The organism is Mesorhizobium sp. LSHC420B00 (assembly GCF_000503055.1).
Taxonomy (GTDB): domain Bacteria; phylum Pseudomonadota; class Alphaproteobacteria; order Rhizobiales; family Rhizobiaceae; genus Mesorhizobium.
On sequence record NZ_AYVY01000012.1, the window covers coordinates 143713 to 159510 of the forward strand.

15 protein-coding genes are annotated in these 15798 nt (G+C 61.8%); 3 read left to right on the top strand and 12 right to left on the bottom strand.

Translation table 11 applies throughout. The features are described from left to right. Positions 1–61: 61 nt before the first annotated feature. The 6 genes from acpS to rpoZ form a co-directional block, all read right to left on the bottom strand. A complete protein-coding gene (gene acpS, locus X760_RS58115) occupies positions 62–475 on the bottom strand; it encodes a holo-ACP synthase (RefSeq protein WP_023719885.1) in 414 nt (137 codons plus the stop codon). Continuing rightward, a complete protein-coding gene (locus X760_RS58120; RefSeq protein ID WP_023719886.1) occupies positions 472–1053 on the bottom strand; it encodes a DUF2062 domain-containing protein in 582 nt (193 codons plus the stop codon). The genes acpS and X760_RS58120 overlap by 4 nt, the downstream gene beginning before the upstream one ends. 229 nt (positions 1054–1282) lie before the next feature. Next, a complete protein-coding gene (locus X760_RS58125) occupies positions 1283–1663 on the bottom strand; it encodes a VOC family protein (RefSeq protein WP_023719887.1) in 381 nt (126 codons plus the stop codon). Positions 1664–1675: 12 nt separating this feature from the next. Continuing rightward, the gene (gene pyrE / locus X760_RS58130; protein ID WP_023719888.1) at positions 1676–2254 is read right to left on the bottom strand and encodes an orotate phosphoribosyltransferase; all 579 of its coding nucleotides are present in this window, start codon (positions 2252–2254) and stop codon (positions 1676–1678) included. Between the two features lie 86 nt (positions 2255–2340). Continuing rightward, a complete protein-coding gene (locus X760_RS58135) occupies positions 2341–4569 on the bottom strand; it encodes a bifunctional (p)ppGpp synthetase/guanosine-3',5'-bis(diphosphate) 3'-pyrophosphohydrolase (RefSeq protein WP_023719889.1) in 2229 nt (742 codons plus the stop codon). Positions 4570–4679: 110 nt separating this feature from the next. Beyond that, positions 4680–5081, bottom strand: a complete 402-nt coding sequence (gene rpoZ / locus X760_RS58140; protein ID WP_023719890.1) for a DNA-directed RNA polymerase subunit omega — start codon at positions 5079–5081, stop codon at positions 4680–4682. 279 nt (positions 5082–5360) lie between these two features. Between rpoZ and X760_RS58145 the strand changes: the two genes are divergently transcribed. Next, a complete protein-coding gene (locus X760_RS58145; protein WP_023719891.1) occupies positions 5361–5942 on the top strand; it encodes an NYN domain-containing protein in 582 nt (193 codons plus the stop codon). After that, on the top strand, positions 5939–6697 hold the full coding sequence (locus X760_RS58150) for a uracil-DNA glycosylase (protein ID WP_245278617.1): 759 nt from the start codon (positions 5939–5941) through the stop codon (positions 6695–6697). The genes X760_RS58145 and X760_RS58150 overlap by 4 nt, the downstream gene beginning before the upstream one ends. On the opposite strand, the gene X760_RS74890 is transcribed toward X760_RS58150, so the two are convergent. From X760_RS74890 to dapA, 4 genes are all read right to left on the bottom strand, one after another. Further along, positions 6647–7168 carry a hypothetical protein gene (locus X760_RS74890; RefSeq protein ID WP_245278618.1) on the bottom strand — a complete coding sequence of 174 codons (522 nt, stop codon included), beginning with the start codon at positions 7166–7168 and terminating at the stop codon, positions 6647–6649. The two genes, X760_RS58150 and X760_RS74890, sit on opposite strands and share 51 nt — an antisense overlap. Before the next feature lie 109 nt (positions 7169–7277). Beyond that, entirely contained in the window at positions 7278–8006 is a 729-nt protein-coding gene (locus tag X760_RS58160; RefSeq protein WP_023719894.1) for a GH25 family lysozyme, read from the bottom strand. Positions 8007–8112: 106 nt separating this feature from the next. Beyond that, positions 8113–8592, bottom strand: coding sequence for an SsrA-binding protein SmpB (gene smpB, locus X760_RS58165; RefSeq protein WP_023719895.1), 480 nt, complete (start codon positions 8590–8592; stop codon positions 8113–8115). 25 nt (positions 8593–8617) lie between these two features. Continuing rightward, a complete protein-coding gene (gene dapA, locus X760_RS58170; protein WP_023719896.1) occupies positions 8618–9499 on the bottom strand; it encodes a 4-hydroxy-tetrahydrodipicolinate synthase in 882 nt (293 codons plus the stop codon). Positions 9500–12099: 2600 nt separating this feature from the next. On the opposite strand from dapA, the gene X760_RS58180 reads away from it, so the two are divergent. Next, the gene (locus tag X760_RS58180; protein ID WP_023719897.1) at positions 12100–12993 is read left to right on the top strand and encodes an alpha/beta hydrolase; all 894 of its coding nucleotides are present in this window, start codon (positions 12100–12102) and stop codon (positions 12991–12993) included. Positions 12994–13299: 306 nt separating this feature from the next. On the opposite strand, the gene X760_RS58185 is transcribed toward X760_RS58180, so the two are convergent. Then, positions 13300–14310: a site-specific integrase gene (locus X760_RS58185; protein WP_245278620.1), complete on the bottom strand. Its 1011-nt coding sequence runs from the start codon at positions 14308–14310 to the stop codon at positions 13300–13302. Positions 14311–14594: 284 nt separating this feature from the next. Continuing rightward, positions 14595–15779: a porin gene (locus X760_RS58190; RefSeq protein WP_023719899.1), complete on the bottom strand. Its 1185-nt coding sequence runs from the start codon at positions 15777–15779 to the stop codon at positions 14595–14597. Between the last annotated feature and the right edge of the window lie 19 nt (positions 15780–15798).

A 15798-nucleotide genomic window follows, 5' to 3' on the forward strand; every position in this document is an offset into this window, starting at 1 on the left:
CGTTGGATGGTATAGAGTCTCGGCGCGCGCTGGGCAACGTCATGCCGGTCGTCAGATGCAATCAATGTGGCGCTTCTTCGACCGGCAACGCTTCAATGATCACAAAGGCTTGAGCGAGCGGAAAATCATCGGTGATGGTGAGGTGGATCACGGCGCGGTGCCCTTCAGGCAGGATTTCGTCCAGCCGCGCTGCCGCCCCGTTGGTCAGCGCCATGGTCGGCTTGCCGCTGGCCAGGTTGACGACGCCCATGTCGCGCCAGAACACACCCTGCGCCAGACCGGTGCCCAATGCCTTGGCGCAGGCCTCCTTGGCAGCGAAACGCTTGGCATAGGAGGCCGCACGCGCCGCGCGGTTTTCGGAGCGCGCCTGTTCGATCTCGGTGTAGATGCGTTGGATGAAGCGCTGGCCATGACGTTCCAGCGACTTCTCAATGCGTCTGATGTCGATGAGGTCGCTGCCGATACCGATAATCATTCGGCAGGAACTTCCGGCCCGGTTTTTCCAGCCTTTGCGGCTCTTTCGGCCAGACGCTTGCGGCGCTGCTCGTGGAAAGTGACCATACCCCAGCGGGTAATGCCGTAAAACAGCAGGCCGAAAACCAAGCCAAGCGGTATTGCGCCAATGGTCATCGGCTTAAGCACCGGTCCCCACAACTGCGCAAAGGAAAGATTATGCAGCATGTCGCCGAGATGCGCGGGTGGGCCATGCGCCGGCAGGTGTTCATGCAGGATCAGCTTGCCGACCTCCCAGGAGGCGGCCCATAGCAGCGGAAAGGTCAGGGGATTGCCGAAGACCGTGCCGAGTGCTGCCGCGACCAGATTGCCGGCGATCAGCCAGCACAGCATGGCGGCAATGATGAAGTGGAAGCCAAGCGGGAAAAAAGACGCGAATACGCCCGCCGCAACACCGGCGGCCACGGCATGCGGCGTGGCCCTAAGCCGCAGGATGCGCTTGGAAAAATACCGCAGCGAGCGCGAGAAAGAGCGGCGCGGCCACAAATAAGTACGCACCCGCTCGAAAAAACCATCAGGCTTGCGCCGTCGAAAAAGCACTCTGTTCCTGTTCCTAGTTCCATCAATGGCTTCGCGCCGGCTTTTCCCAGCCGGGGCGCGACAGCCCTATGCTGCGCTTTGCGGTCACCGAAAGGCAACTACGACTTTGATATAGCGATGTGCTAGCCGAAGAACAACGAGGCCGACGGCATCCGCTCGGTCGCCACTTGCGGCAGCCTTGGGTATCGCCATTCTGAACAGGGCATGATCGCGGCGAATTTGAGGAGCCTCAGGAACGATACTCGCTGACCTCGACGAGGTTGCCGTCCGGGTCACGGAAATAGACCGACATCATCGGGCCACAGGCGCCGATACGCTCGACCGGGCCGACCTCTATGGCTACGCCGTTGGCCGCGAGGCTGGCGCATATCTCGGTGAGCGGCCGGGCGGCAACAAGACAGAAATCCCCAGAGCCGGGAGTCGGCGCCTTGGCCTTCGGCTCGAAGGTGCGCCCGACCTCATGCACATTGATCTTTTGCGTTCCAAACAGCAGCGCCGTTGGTCGGTCCGGCTCGTCGAGGCGCTTGAAGCCAAGCACGCGCTGATAGAAGGCGCAGCTATCGTCTACCGAACGAACTGTCAGCACGAAATGATCGATGCCGGTGATCACGGCGGCGCTCCGTTATAAATTGCGGCTGCCCGGCTTGATCGCCGGTATGGCGGCAAGCTCGGGCGGCAGCCTGTCGGCCGGATAGGCCGGAACCTCGTATTCGGCGAGCGCGATCAGCGGCACGCCGACATCGGTCTTGCCGGCCGAGCGGTCGATAATGCATGCAGCGGCAACGACTTCGGCGCCAAGGCCGCGCAGGCAGTCGATGGTCTCGCGGATCGACAGGCCGGTGGTGACGATGTCCTCGACAATGACAACGCGCGACCCCTTGGCGATTTCGAAACGGCGGAGCCTGAATTCGCCCCCTTCCCGCTCGACCCAGATCGCCGGCGCACCAAGATGGCGCGAGGTCTCATAGGCCGGGATCAGCCCGCCGATCGCTGGGCCGACGACATAGTCGATCCTGCCGGGAACGCCAGCGCGGATCTTTTCGGCCAGCGCCTTGCACAAGCGCTCGGTCTTGTCGGCATGCATGAAAACGCGCGCCTTTTGCAAAAAGACCGGGCTGCGCAGGCCGGACGTCAGGATAAAATGCCCTTCGAGAACGGCGCCGGCCTCGCGGAAAATGCCCAGCACTTCGTCGGTATTCATCGTTCGCTCCATGTCATGGTGAATAGTGAATGGTGAATAGTAGTGAGTAGTGAGAGCACCCTCTTTCACTATTCACTATTCACTATTCACCCATTCACGCGTCGCGCGTCGCTGACGCTCGAATTGTCCTTTAGCTGCGACAGCAGCCGGTTCAAGTGCTTAAGATCCCACACTTCGAGATCGATCAGCATTTCGGTGAAATCGGGCGCGGTGCGCACCATCGATAAAGTGTGGATGTTGGCATCGTTGGATGCGACGACCTGCGCAATGTCGGCCAGCGAACCCGGTGCGTTGATGGCGGTGACCGAGACACGCGCCGGGAACCGCTCCTTGGTGCGCTCGTCAATATCCCAGCGCACGTCGATCCAGCGCTCGGGCTGGTCGTCAAAGGCCTGCAACGCCGGCGACTGGATCGGATAGATGGTGATGCCGGTTCCCGGCTGCACGATGCCGACGATGCGGTCGCCGGGCACCGCCCCCTCCGGCGCGAAGCGCACCGGCAGATCGCCGCGCACACCGCGGATCGGCACCGCATCGTCACGCGGCTGGTTCTTGTCCTTGCGTGCGGCGCGGCCCGGAATCTGGAACAGCATGCCGGCGGCGTTGCGGATCTTCGACCAGCCCTCCTCGCGCTGCTTGGGCGCGACCAGCGTGACGCGCTCGTCCTTGTAGTCGGGAAACACCGCCTTCATGACATCGGTAGAGGCAAGTTCGCCACGCCCGACCGAGGCCAGTACATCCTCGATGTCCTTGCGTGCCAGCCGGTGCAGCACCGGCTTCAGGTTTTCCTTGGTGAAGGTCTTGCCGGACCGTTCGAAGGCGCGCTCCAGAATGCGGATACCGAGACCCGAATATTGCTTGCGGATAGCGTTCTTGGTGGCACGGCGGATGGCCGAGCGCGCCTTGCCGGTAACGACCACCGATTCCCACGCCGCCGGCGGCACCTGCGCCTTCGAGCGGATGATCTCGACCTCGTCGCCGTTCTTCAGCTCCGTCATCAGCGGCATGATGCGGCCATTGACCTTGGCGCCGACGCAAGTGTCGCCAACGTCGGTGTGGACGGCATAGGCAAAGTCGATCGGCGTGGCGCCGCGCGGCAGCGCGATCAGCATGCCTTTCGGCGTAAAGCAGAACACCTGGTCCTGGAACAGTTCCAGCTTGGTGTTTTCGAGAAAGTCCTCGGGATTGTCGCCTTCGGCAAGCTGCTCGATGGTGCGCCGCAGCCAGGCATAGGCATTGGTCTCCTTCGAGATCGCATGGGCGGCACCATTCATCTTGCCGCCGGTATCTTTATAGATCGAATGAGCGGCGACGCCGTATTCGGCGATCTTGTTCATCTGGTAGGTGCGGATCTGCAATTCGACGCGCTGGCGCGACGGGCCGACGATGGTGGTGTGGATCGAGCGGTAGTCGTTCTGCTTCGGCGTCGAGATATAGTCCTTGAAACGGCCGGGCACCATCGACCAGGTGGTGTGGATGGCGCCGAGCGCGCGATAGCAGTCCTCGACCGTCTCGACAACGACGCGGAAGCCGAAAATGTCGGACAACTGCTCGAACGACAGCGCCTTGGCCTCCATCTTGCGGAACACCGACCACGGCTTCTTCTGCCGGCTCTTGACCTCGGCCTTGATCGAATATTTGTCGAACAGCGTGGATAGCGCCTTCTCGATCTCGGACAGCACGCCCTTGTTGCGCTCGAAAATTTCGGCAAGCCGCGCGGTGACGGCGCGGTAGGCTTCGGGATTGATGAAGCGGAAGGCGATCTCCTCCAGCTCCTCGCGCATGCCTTGCATGCCCATGCGGCCGGCCAGCGGCGCGTAGATGTCCATCGTCTCTTCGGCAATGCGCAGGCGCTTGGCTTCCGGCACATGGTCGAGGGTGCGCATATTGTGCAGGCGGTCGGCGAGCTTGACCAGAAGCACGCGCACATCTTCCGAGATCGCCAGCAACAGCTTGCGCAGGTTCTCCGCCTGCTCGGCCTTCTTCGAAACGAGGTCGAGCTTCTTCAGCTTGGTCAGGCCTTCGACCAGCTTGCCCATTTCCGGGCCGAACAATTCGTCGATCTCGGCCCTGGTCGCCGTGGTGTCCTCGATCGTGTCGTGCAGCAAGGCAACGGCAATCGTCGCCTCGTCCATGTGCATTTCGGTGAGGATGGCGGCGACTTCGAGCGGATGCGAGAAATAGGGATCGCCGGAGGCGCGCTTCTGGTGGCCATGCTTCTGCATGGCGTAGACATAGGCCTTGTTGAGCAGCGCCTCGTTGACGTCAGGCTTGTAGCGCTGGACGCGCTCGACAAGCTCATACTGACGCATCATGGCGGGATCTCGCAATGCTGAAATGAATCATGCGCCGCACTGACGTACGGCGCATGTCATAGATAGCCACGAAACTGCCGACGCGAAAGTGTCGGCAGTTGTTGCTAAGATCAATAATCGTCGCTTTTTTCCGGCGGTACCAGCCCTTCGATGCCGGCCAACAGGTCTTCTTCGGTCATGCGATCGAAGGTGACGTTGTCCTCGGCGTCGTCGGCATCGGTGGCCGCAACGGCACTGCCGGTCTGGTCGGCAATCGCCTCGCCATCGGCTTCCGGCTCGTCGACCTCGACATGCTTCTGCAGCGAATGGATGAGATCTTCCTTGAGGTCGTCCGGCGATAACGTCTCGTCGGCGATTTCGCGGAGCGCAACGACCGGATTCTTGTCGTTGTCGCGAGGTACGGTAATCTGCGCGCCCTGGCTGATTTGACGGGCGCGGTGGCCGGCCAGGAGCACCAGCTCGAAGCGGTTGTCGACCTTGTCGATGCAATCTTCAACGGTTACGCGGGCCATGAGTTGCCCCTTTCATGCCTGGATTTGATGGAAAACAGGCGCGGTCCATAACCCGAACGCCGCCAAAATACAAGCTTTTATGGCGGTGCCCAGCTCTGACGCGGGCCGCCTGCGACGACGCAGCGCCGATCACAATTGCTTGCGGTGCCGCATGGTGCCTTGGATTGCCGTAAAACTGGCGTTATCTCGAACGATGAAGGCCAACAGGTCTATTATCAGACCGGCCGATAGTCGCCACGCATTTAGACGACCGCTTATTTCGAAAAAGGACATTTTTCCATGTTCGATCCTCGTGAAAAAATCGCTCTCTTTATCGACGGTGCCAATCTCTACGCCACCTCGCGCGCGCTGGGCTTTGACATCGACTACCGCAAACTTCTGTCGAGCTTCCAGAAACGCGGCTATCTGCTGCGCGCTTATTACTACACCGCGCTGGTCGAGGATCAGGAATACTCCTCGATTCGGCCGCTGATCGACTGGCTAGATTATAACGGCTTCAAGGTGGTGACCAAGCCAGCCAAGGAATTCACCGACTCGACCGGCCGCCGCAAGATCAAGGGCAATATGGATATCGAGCTGACCGTCGATGCGCTCGAGCTCGCCGATGTCGTCGACCATTATGTCATCTTCTCAGGTGACGGCGATTTCCGCACGCTGGTCGAGGCGCTGCAGCGGCGTGGGCGCAAGGTCTCGATCGTCTCGACCATGGCATCGCAGCCGCCGATGATCTCCGATGACCTGCGCCGCCAGGCCGACCATTTCATCGACTTGATGGCGCTCAAGAATGAAGTCGGCCGCGATCCGTCGGAGCGGCCGGTACGCCGGTCCGAGCCGGCCGAAGTCGACGAGGAAGACTATTGACGGTCGTTGCCTTGACCGCGCCCCTGGCCGCCTCTCCCGAACCCGATCGCGACTGCCCGCTTTGTCCGCGGCTGCACGACTTCATCGCCGAGTGGCGGCAGCGCGAGCCGTCCTGGTTCAACGCGCCAGTGCCGACCTTTTTGCCGCCGGAAGGCGAGGATGCGGTGCGCTTGCTGATCGTCGGGCTGGCGCCTGGCCTGCGCGGCGCGAACCGGACGGGGCGCCCCTTCACCGGCGATTTTGCCGGTGATCTGCTCTACAATACGCTAATCGCGCACGGCTTTGCGCGCGGCGAATTCAAAGCGCGACCAGATGACGGGCTGGAGCTTGTCGGTACGGCGATTACCAATGCGGTGCGCTGCGTGCCGCCGGAGAACAAGCCGGTTGGTGCCGAGATAGCCACCTGCCGGACGTTCCTGGTACCGACGATCGCCCGATTTCCAAACCTGCGCGCCGTGCTGGCGCTGGGCTCGATCGCGCACCAGTCGACCGTGCGGGCGCTCGGCCAGCGCGTCGCCGCCTATCCGTTCCAGCATGGTGGGCAGCAGCAGGCCAATGGCATCGCGCTGTTTTCCAGCTATCATTGCTCGCGCTACAACACCAATACGGGCGTACTGACGCAAGCCATGTTCGTCAACGTTTTCAGTCAGATAGAAGCTTTTCTGAAGACTGAGAGCCGGACGACGCCCGCCGGCGCACAAGCCCTAGATTCGGGTGATCGCGAACAACCAGGCCAAGAGATCCAGCAACCATAGTAACAGTGCAAGCTGCAGCGCGACGCGCAGGCGTTGGATGATCCGCCAATTGCTGGCCATGTCGGATTTGATGCGCAGCGCAAGCGCTCGGTGCATCCCATCCATGGTTGCGGGAGGATGCTGATCGACGAAATCCTGGAGCAGCTTCTCGGGATCGAAACGGAACGTATAGTTATAATATGGCCACACCATAATCGCGACCAGCAGTCCGATAAGAAAAAGCAATGTCAGCGCCAGCCAGTCCCAAGGCCCCACGCCATCCAGGAGCGCCCTGCCCCCAAGGAGAGAACTCGCGAACGCAGTTGCAAAAATCAGATTTCCAGCGCGCGTATTGAGACTTTCAACCACGCCCTGCTGGTGTTGGAGGCCACGCACCGCCTCCGCATAGACAAACGCCAGGCGGGGATCCCCACCGTCCGTCGCAGCAGGCGGGGCGTTGCTGTCATTGGCTGATGAAGGGCGCTCCGGCATCAAATGTACTTAGCACGGCGCCGCCTGCGATATGAATAGCCACCTTGGCGAAGGCTTCGTCGTTCCCGTCATCGCCCACTGAGGGTGCTCTCGCTGGACAGGAATAGCGTCAATCCGACGCCGTCGCTTCAGGCGCTGCGGCAAACAACGCGGCCAGCGTCGCCGGCCCGCCTTGGAGAACATTCAGGTCGACGTCGCCGCTGATGCCGTCGACGCGGCCCCGGTTGTGGTACTGCCAGTAAATCCAGTCGTTATGGCCTGGCCGCAGCGCCAGCGAACGCAGCCAACGCGGGCGGCCGGCTATCTGCCCGGCATAGGCTTGCGCGGCCTCGTCGGTCACATAGAGGATCGCCGTCTTGCCGAACGCTGCTTCGACCGGGCCGAGGAAGGCTGAGAGTTCGGCGCTCAACTGTTCGGGAGTTGGCCGCTGCGGGCAATTGCCGCCGAACTCGATGTCTACCACCGGCGGCAGCAAAGGCTGATCGCGCGGCACCACCGAGATGAAGTTGCGTGCCTGATCGGCACCCGGCCTGCAGAAGGTGAAGAAGTGATAGGCGCCGACGGCAAGGCCGGCGGCGCGGGCCGCACGCAAATTGGCGGCGAAGGCATCGTCGACATGGTCGCCGCCTTCAGTTGCCTTGATAACGGCGAAGGCGACATCGTCGGCGGCAACACGCCGCCAGTCGATCTGCCGCTGATGATGGGAAACGTCGATGCCCCTGACCGGATATTTGCCGCGGTCCGGAGAAAACGTCTGGAAGTAGGCATAGCCGCCGGCCAGGACGAGGCCCGCCAGGAGCAGACCGGCCGCGCCCCACAAGACGATCCGGTTTTTCAAACGAGACCTATCCCTATTGGTCCGCCCTGCCCTCCGCCATGGCTCCGGGCGTTCGTCGCTCGAAAAGCCAAATCACTGGCTTTTCGTCCGCTTCGCGGACCTCTCCTCACCCTCGCTCTTTCAGCAGCCGGCCCTTCTCGCGCGACCAGTCGCGCTGCTTTTCGGTCTCACGCTTGTCGTGCAGCTTCTTGCCGCGGCCGACGGCGAGCAGCACCTTCGCCCGCCCTTGGTCGTTGAAATAGATCTTCAGCGGCACCAGCGTCATGCCTTCGCGGTCGACGCTCTGCGACAGCTTGGCCATCTCGCGCTTGTTGAGCAGGAGTTTGCGGCGTCGGCGCGGCTCGTGGTTGAAGCGGTTGGCCTGCAGATATTCCGGCAAATAGGAGTTGATCAGCCAAATCTCGCCGCCCTCGACCGAGGCATAGCTGTCCTGGATATTGGCCTGGCCCTGGCGCAGCGACTTCACTTCGGTACCGGTCAGCACCAGGCCGGCCTCGATCGTGTCGAGCACCTCATAGGAAAACCGCGCCTTGCGGTTTTCCGCAACGGTCTTGTTGTTGGGATCGGCTTTTCTGACTTGATTCATGATGCGGAGAGGTGGCGCCTCATCCCTAATTTATCAAGCCGGCGTGCTTCATCGCCGCGTCGATCTTCTCGGCGGTCGACGGCTCGACCGTCATTAGCGGCGAGCGCAGCACGTTCTCGACCTTGCCCAGCTTCGACAGCGCATATTTCGCGCCGGAAACGCCGGGTTCCAGGAAAATCGCCTTGTGCAGTGGCAACAGACGGTCCTGCAGGTCGAGCGCCTTGGCGCTGTCGCCGGAAAGCGTCGCCTCCTGGAATTCGGCGCAGAGTCTGGGCGCGACATTTGCCGTCACCGAGATGCAGCCGACGCCGCCATGCGCGTTGAAGCCGAGGGCCGAGGCGTCCTCGCCGGAGAGCTGGATGAAATCCTTGCCGCAGGTGGCGCGCTGCTCCGAAACCCGCTCGACCTTGCCGGTGGCATCCTTGACGCCGACGATGTTCTTGAAGTCGTGCACCAATTGCCCCATCGTCTCCGGGCTCATGTCGACCACCGAGCGGGGCGGAATGTTGTAGATGATGATCGGCAGGCTGGTAGCCTTGGCGACGGCGGCGAAATGCGCGTAGAGGCCGCGCTGCGTCGGCCTGTTGTAATAGGGCGTGACGACAAGGGCCGCGTCGGCGCCCGCCTTCTCGGCATACTGGACCAGGCCAACCGCCTCTTCGGTGTTGTTGGAGCCGGCGCCGGCAACGATAGGAACCCGGCCCTTGGCGACCTCGATGCAGACCTTGACGACTTGGCGGTGCTCGTCATGCGACAGCGTCGGCGACTCGCCTGTGGTGCCGACCGGGACCACGCCCGTCGTGCCTTCGGCGATCTGCCAGGCGATGAAGGCGCGAAAGGCTTTCTCGTCGAAACGGCCGCTCTTTTCGAACGGTGTGACGAGCGCGGTCAGCGAGCCTCTCAGCATGTCGTCCAACTCCTTGGGGACTTTCGGGTTTGTCGTGCGCGCCTTCTAGCCGAAAGCGAAGCGGCGCACCATAGTCTCGACATTGTTGCGCGGCAAGCATTGCGCCAGCAATTGCAATTCGAATGACCTCGAGAAGGTTTTCTTTACGGGCCCTTCATCACAGACGAGTAAGCTTCAATTCATCTGTGTCTGTTGTAGCGTCGAAGAACGGGGATGACCAAATCCATGCCGATCAGGCGGCCTCATCTTTTCGCGCTTATCGGCGCGATCAGATCGGAAGAGCGTCGTGTAGGGAAAGNTGACCGAGCCGCAGAACGATGCGGTGCAGCAGTCCCCGTCCGCGAGCGTCGCGGTGCTGAAGAGCGGTCTCGATGCGCTGGCGGCAAACGACATTGCGCGCGCGCGCCAGGTGCGCGAAGCGCTGCCGGCCAAATCGCTCGACCGGCACATCCTTGCCTGGGCGATCGCGCTCTATGGCGGCGACCAGGTGCCGAGCGGCGACATCGCCGATGCGGCAAAGATGCTGCCGAACTGGCCGGGTACGATCGCCTTGCGCAGGAACAGCGAGCGCGCGCTCTATCGCGAGAACCCCACGCCGCAGATCGTGGTGCGGGCGTTCGACGGCAGCCAGCCGCTGACCTTCGAGGGCGTGCTGATCCTGGCCCGCTCCTATGTAGCGCTGGGCGATACCAAGGCGGCGCGCTCGGTGCTGTCGCCATTCTGGCGCACCGAAAAGCTCGAAGCCAGGGACGAGGCGGCGGTCATTCGCGAGTTCGGTGCGCTGATCCCGGCCGCCGACCATCGCTTCCGCATGGAGCGCATGTTTTATGCCGACCGGGTCGCTTCGGCGCTGCGCGTCGCCGGTCTCGCCGGCGCCCAGCAATTGGCCGATGCCTGGGCGGCGGTCACCAAAGGCGACAAGAACGCGGCCAAGCTGCTGAAGGCGGTGCCGGCAGCGCAGCGGGCGGCCGGCTATCTCTTTGCCGAAGCCGAATATCTGCGCAAGCAGCAGAAATTTTCCGACGCCGCCGCGCTGGTGATGAAGGCGCCGGGCGACCGCGACGCTCTGGTCGATCCGGACGCCTGGTGGGTCGAGCGCCGGGTGCTGTCGCGCGAGCTGGTCGACCAGAGCGACATGAAGACCGCCTACAGAATAGTCGCCGCGCATGCCGCCGAAAGTCCCGCCAATGCTGCCGAGGCGGAATTCCATGCCGGCTGGTACGCGCTGCGCGGCCTCAAGGACCCGAGCATCGCCGCCAAGCATTTTGCGCGAATCGCGGAGCTCGCCCAAGGGCCAATGTCGCTGTCGCGCGCCTATTATTGGCTCGGCCGCGCCGCCGAAGTCGGCGGCCCCGGCAATGCCAAGGATTATTTCAGCCGCGCCGCAAGCTACGGCACGACCTTTTACGGCCAGCTCGCCGGCGAGCGCGTCGGCCGGCAGACCCTCAACATCGTCTACCCCCAGCCAAGTGCCGCCGACCGCCAGAATTTCGCCACCCGCGAGGCGGTCAGCGCCATNAGCGGCTGCAGGAGGCCGGCTATGACCGCTATGCCGAGACGCTCTACCGCGACCTCGCCGGGCAGCTGAACAACCCCGGCGAACTGGCGCTGCTTGCGGTGTTGGCGGAAAGACAAGGCAACCATTTCATGGCGCTGAAGATCGGCAAGATCGCCGGCGCCCGCGGCATCGATGTCGGCGCGCTGTCGCATCCGCTCGGCGTCATTCCCGACACCGCCAACATCTCCGGCTCGGGCAAGGCGCTGGCCTATGCGATTGCCCGCCAGGAAAGCGAGTTCAACATCGGCGCAATCTCCAGCGCCGGCGCGCGCGGACTGCTGCAACTAATGCCAGGCACCGCCAAGCAATTGGCGAAGAAGGCCGGCATGACATTTTCTCAGGCCCGGCTGACCACCGATGCCGGCTACAATGCAACGCTGGGCGCTGCCTTTCTCGGCGAGCAGCTCGGCCGTTTCGACGGCTCCTACGTGCTGACCTTCGCCGGCTACAATGCCGGCCCCGCCCGCGCCGCCCAGTGGGTGGCGAAATACGGCGATCCGCGCGGCAAGGACGTCGATGCCGTCGTCGACTGGATCGAGCGGATTCCCTATACGGAAACAAGAAGTTACGTCCAGCGCGTGATGGAGAATTACGAGGTCTACAAGATGCGTATCTCCGGCAAGTACGACATTGTCGGGGATCTGGTGAACGGCCGGGGGTGACGACCGGGCTTCAAGCCAAGTTTGCCGGTCACAGCGTATTTTGTTCTTGCTTTGTGCCGGCAGCTATGCTACTAATTTAACCATAGTGCTGATTCGCACCGACGACCCGCCCAACGAGGCGGGTTTTTGTTTCAGGCTTTGAAAGTTCCGGACGTCGAGTTGGCGGACAGCGGCCCGCCCTGTCCTGCCGGACATCTCCCCAAGGGTCCCAGCTTCGTGGACAGTGCCTTTCTGCATCCGACGAAACTTGGCGAAAGCGACGATGACAGCCAATCTCCCCCTTGAGGGACCCTGCAACTTCGGCGCCTCCCTATTTGACCCTACCGGCCCCTCGCCTGTAGCAGTTGAAACAAGCCAGCAGCGAGAGGAACGGAGTCCACATGGCAACCGAGCAGGGTTTCTCCGATTTCTTCTACGCCGCGCCGGACGGGCTGTCCCTGCACGCCCGCATCTACGGCGAAGCGAATTCCGGCCGCTGGCCAGTCGTTTGCCTGCCCGGCCTGACCCGCAATTGCCGTGATTTTCACGAGCTGGCGCTTTATCTGTCGACGCAGGCGAAGCGCAAGGTCGTCGCTTTCGACTATCGCGGGCGCGGGCAGTCCGCCTACGATGCCGATATCGGCCATTACAATATCGGCATCGAAGCTGGCGATATTCTCGCCGGGCTGGCGGCGCTGAGCATCGAGGAGGCTGCCTTCATCGGCACGTCGCGCGGCGGACTGATCATCCATGTGCTCGGGGCGATGCGGCCGGCCGTGCTGAAGGCCGTCGTCCTCAACGACATCGGCCCGGTGATCGAGACGCAAGGGCTCGCCCATATCCGCTCCTATCTCGACCCCGCGCCCAGGCCGAAGGCGTACGCAGAGGTGGTCCGCGGCCTGCGCAGCACCCATGGCGCCGATTTTGCGGCGCTGACCGATGCGGATTGGGAGCGGATGGCGTCAGCCCTCTACCGCGAGACCGAGGAGGGATTTCTGCCCGATTTCGATCCGAAACTGGTCGATACGCTGGCGGGCCTCGATCCCAGCCGGCCGATGCCCGATCTTTGGCCACAGTTCGACGCGCTGGCGGCCATCCCAATGCTCGTCATACGCGGCGCCAACTCGAAGCTGCTGTCCGCCGAAACGCTCGAGCAGATGCGGACGCGCCATACCGATATCGAGACGATCACCGCTGACGGCCAGGGGCATGCACCGTTTTTGGAGTCCGGGATCCTGCCGGGCAGGATCGCTGGTTTTTTCGATCGGGTGGAGCGGCGGAGCGGTTGGAAGTAAAACCACGGTAAGTTTAAGTAACTCTCTGCCTTATCTTGTACCTGTGAAGCATTCTGGCAGCGATTAACAGCTCTGCTGGCGTCCCGGAGAATAATTGTTGGATGTCGGCGCCGCCCCTCATCCGCCTGCTGGCACCTTCTCCCCGTGTAGTGACGGGAGAAGGACAGACGGCCGCAACGCTGACGAACTCCCCTCTCCCCGTTTTTTCACGGGGAGAGGGTAAGGGTGAGGGGCAGCGCCGACTTGATGTATTGGCCTGCAATCCGTTGTCAGATCGACCGACTTACGCCAGATCCACCCAAACCGTCAGGATTTGGCGCTTCTCTTCGCGGGCTTTGGTGCCTTGCTTGCGGCCGGCTCACCTTTTGGTTCCCGCCTTGCCGAAGGTGGAGAGGACAACGGACTTGCCCCGCCGTCGTCCGAACCACTGTACCGCGGCGTCTCAAGCACGGTGACGCAACCGTCGAGATCGTTGGTGGCCAGATGGGCGTAGCGCATGGTCATGGACAGCGTCTGGTGGCCGAGCCACATCTGCACACGCCTGATATCGATGCCGCCCTGGACGAGACGCGAGGCGCATGTATGGCGCAATATGTGCGGCACGACCTGATCGTCGGCGCCAAGCCCGACTTCGGCCTTGGCATCGTTCCAGATGGCACGAAACTGCGCCTGGCTAAGCTTGGTGAACGGGCCTTTAGGCCGGCGGCCCTCGGTGGCCGGCAGCTTGATCACCTCTTTTACCCGCTCGGTCATCGGGATGGTGCGGCTGCGGCCGGACTTGGTGATCCAGAAACTGACGCGGTGCTCCTGGATATCGTTCCAGATCAAGCCCAGCGCTTCGCCGAGGCGGCAACCGGTGTCGACGAGAAAGACGGAAAGCCGATAGGCGTCCTCGCTGCGGCTTTTGATGGCGGCAAACAGCCGAGCCTCCTCGTCCCTTTCGAGGAAACGAATCCGTCCCGCCCGCTCTTTCTGGCGGCGGAACTCGGGCAGGCTGTGGATATCCCCCATCTTGTGAGCCTTGCGCAGCAGTTTGCTGAGGGCAGCCATCTTCCGGTTGATGGTTGCGTTGCTGTTGCCGCGCTGGCGCAAGGTGCCGATAAGGTTGTCGAGGGTGCTTTGGTCAAAGGCGCTGAAACGCTCCCCAAGGAGAATCTCGTCTATTTCGCCGATGAACGAGCTGACATTGTACTTATGCCGCCCATCATCCCAAAGTATATCCCGGTATGCTGAAAAAAGTTCTCCGATCCTGTGCGACTTTACTTCTCGTATCTTGTTGTAACTGTATTTTATCTTTGCAGTTTGAGAAGAAAACATCGAAAAATGATCAGAGGTCCCTCCCTCTTGAATCGCATCGTTCGTCATTATTCGCCACACCCCCGAGTGGATAGGCCTAGACCTACCTGCTTGGCGGTGCCCTTTCAAGAGTTTTAAGCGTTGCGGCCGATTTCATCCACCAGTGGTGGATCCCAACGACATCGTTCCACAACCCTGTTCAGCTACCGAACCCCCTTTTCCTTCTGTTTGCTACCAGTCGCGAAAATAAAACAGCCCGGGCGTTGAAGCGCCCGGGCTGGATTTCAGTTGCTTAAGTCCAGCCCTTAGAACGAGCGCTGGAAGCGGAGGACACCGCCGATGCTGTTTTCGTCGGTAGCACCGGTCCAATTGTCGAAATTGTTGTCACCGAAGTGCAGGTAGTCGACTTCGGCCGTGATCGTGAAGCCGGGAACGATGTCGTAGGCAATGTTCGCCGCGATGCCGACGTTCTCGCCTTCGTCATACGCCGCCTGAAGGTTGAACGAGGTCTTCTCGTTGATGGTGTAAGTGCCACCACCCCAAACTGCCCAGTTGCCGCTCCACTGCTTGTAGAAGTTGCGTGGGATATTGTCGTCCGAACCGTAGCCGGCCATCAGGAACAGCGTCAGGTTCTGCATCGGCGTCACGTCCAGGCGAGCCTTGCCTGTCCATTCTTCCACTGCGCTGTCATAGGCAATGACGCCCGAGATCGAACCCCAGCCCTGCGTGTATTTCACGCCGCCGACGACATATGGAACATAGCTGTCGATCGAATCGTGACCCAGGTGGAGCGCGGTGTTGTCGTCGTTGAGGATAAAGCCTTCACCGGTTTCCAACGACGCCACGGCCGAGAAGCCGTTGCCGGCATCGAAGTAGTACTGGATGACGTTGGTGTCGAAGCCGCCGTAGGGAACCAGCGTATCGTTGATGACGTTGCCGGCGTAACCGGTGAACGTATTGAAGGCCGTTTCGTCCTTACCGACGCGGAGACCACCGAGCTGGATCCAGGCGAAGTTCAGCGAAACGCCTCTGCTGCCAAAGCTGGAGAATTGTGCATCAGGGGTGGCCGGGTTGCCGTCGAGATCGACCCCGTGATAACCGGTTCCCCAGTTGAAGCGGGTCTCGGTGTAGGTCTTCAAGGTGCCCATCTCGGTTTCCTGGCCGGTATAGGTCCTCAGCGTGAAGCGAGCCTGCTTGAAATAGCCGTCGTTGACATCGTCCCTGCCTTCCAAGGCTTCCGAAAGGTCTTGGTAACGGGCACCAGTGAACGCGCCCGCATCGCCGGCGGAGATGTCATAGCGGACGTAGCCGCCGATGCGCATGCAGATTTCGGTGCCGGGGATGTAGAAGTAGCCAGCGCCGTAGACGTCGCAAATCTTGACGTATTCAGCGGGTTCCGGCTCGGCGACGACGACGGCGTCGGCGGCGCGCGCACCGGAAACTGCGATCAGTGCCGCAGCGGAGCCGAGAAGAAGGCTCTTGATGTTCATTTTCTGACCTCCAGTCAAA

What these genes read in the sequence shown, in the direction of transcription:
- acpS (WP_023719885.1), bottom strand. Translation starts at nt 475, where the DNA reads ATGATTATCGGTATCGGCAGCGACCTCATCGACATCAGACGCATTGAG.
- pyrE (WP_023719888.1), bottom strand. Translation starts at nt 2,254, where the DNA reads ATGAATACCGACGAAGTGCTGGGCATTTTCCGCGAGGCCGGCGCCGTT.
- X760_RS58135 (WP_023719889.1), bottom strand. Translation starts at nt 4,569, where the DNA reads ATGATGCGTCAGTATGAGCTTGTCGAGCGCGTCCAGCGCTACAAGCCT.
- rpoZ (WP_023719890.1), bottom strand. Translation starts at nt 5,081, where the DNA reads ATGGCCCGCGTAACCGTTGAAGATTGCATCGACAAGGTCGACAACCGC.
- X760_RS58145 (WP_023719891.1), top strand. Translation starts at nt 5,361, where the DNA reads ATGTTCGATCCTCGTGAAAAAATCGCTCTCTTTATCGACGGTGCCAAT.
- X760_RS74890 (WP_245278618.1), bottom strand. Translation starts at nt 7,168, where the DNA reads ATGCCGGAGCGCCCTTCATCAGCCAATGACAGCAACGCCCCGCCTGCT.
- smpB (WP_023719895.1), bottom strand. Translation starts at nt 8,592, where the DNA reads ATGAATCAAGTCAGAAAAGCCGATCCCAACAACAAGACCGTTGCGGAA.
- dapA (WP_023719896.1), bottom strand. Translation starts at nt 9,499, where the DNA reads ATGCTGAGAGGCTCGCTGACCGCGCTCGTCACACCGTTCGAAAAGAGC.
- X760_RS58180 (WP_023719897.1), top strand. Translation starts at nt 12,100, where the DNA reads ATGGCAACCGAGCAGGGTTTCTCCGATTTCTTCTACGCCGCGCCGGAC.
- X760_RS58185 (WP_245278620.1), bottom strand. Translation starts at nt 14,310, where the DNA reads ATGTTTTCTTCTCAAACTGCAAAGATAAAATACAGTTACAACAAGATA.
- X760_RS58190 (WP_023719899.1), bottom strand. Translation starts at nt 15,779, where the DNA reads ATGAACATCAAGAGCCTTCTTCTCGGCTCCGCTGCGGCACTGATCGCA.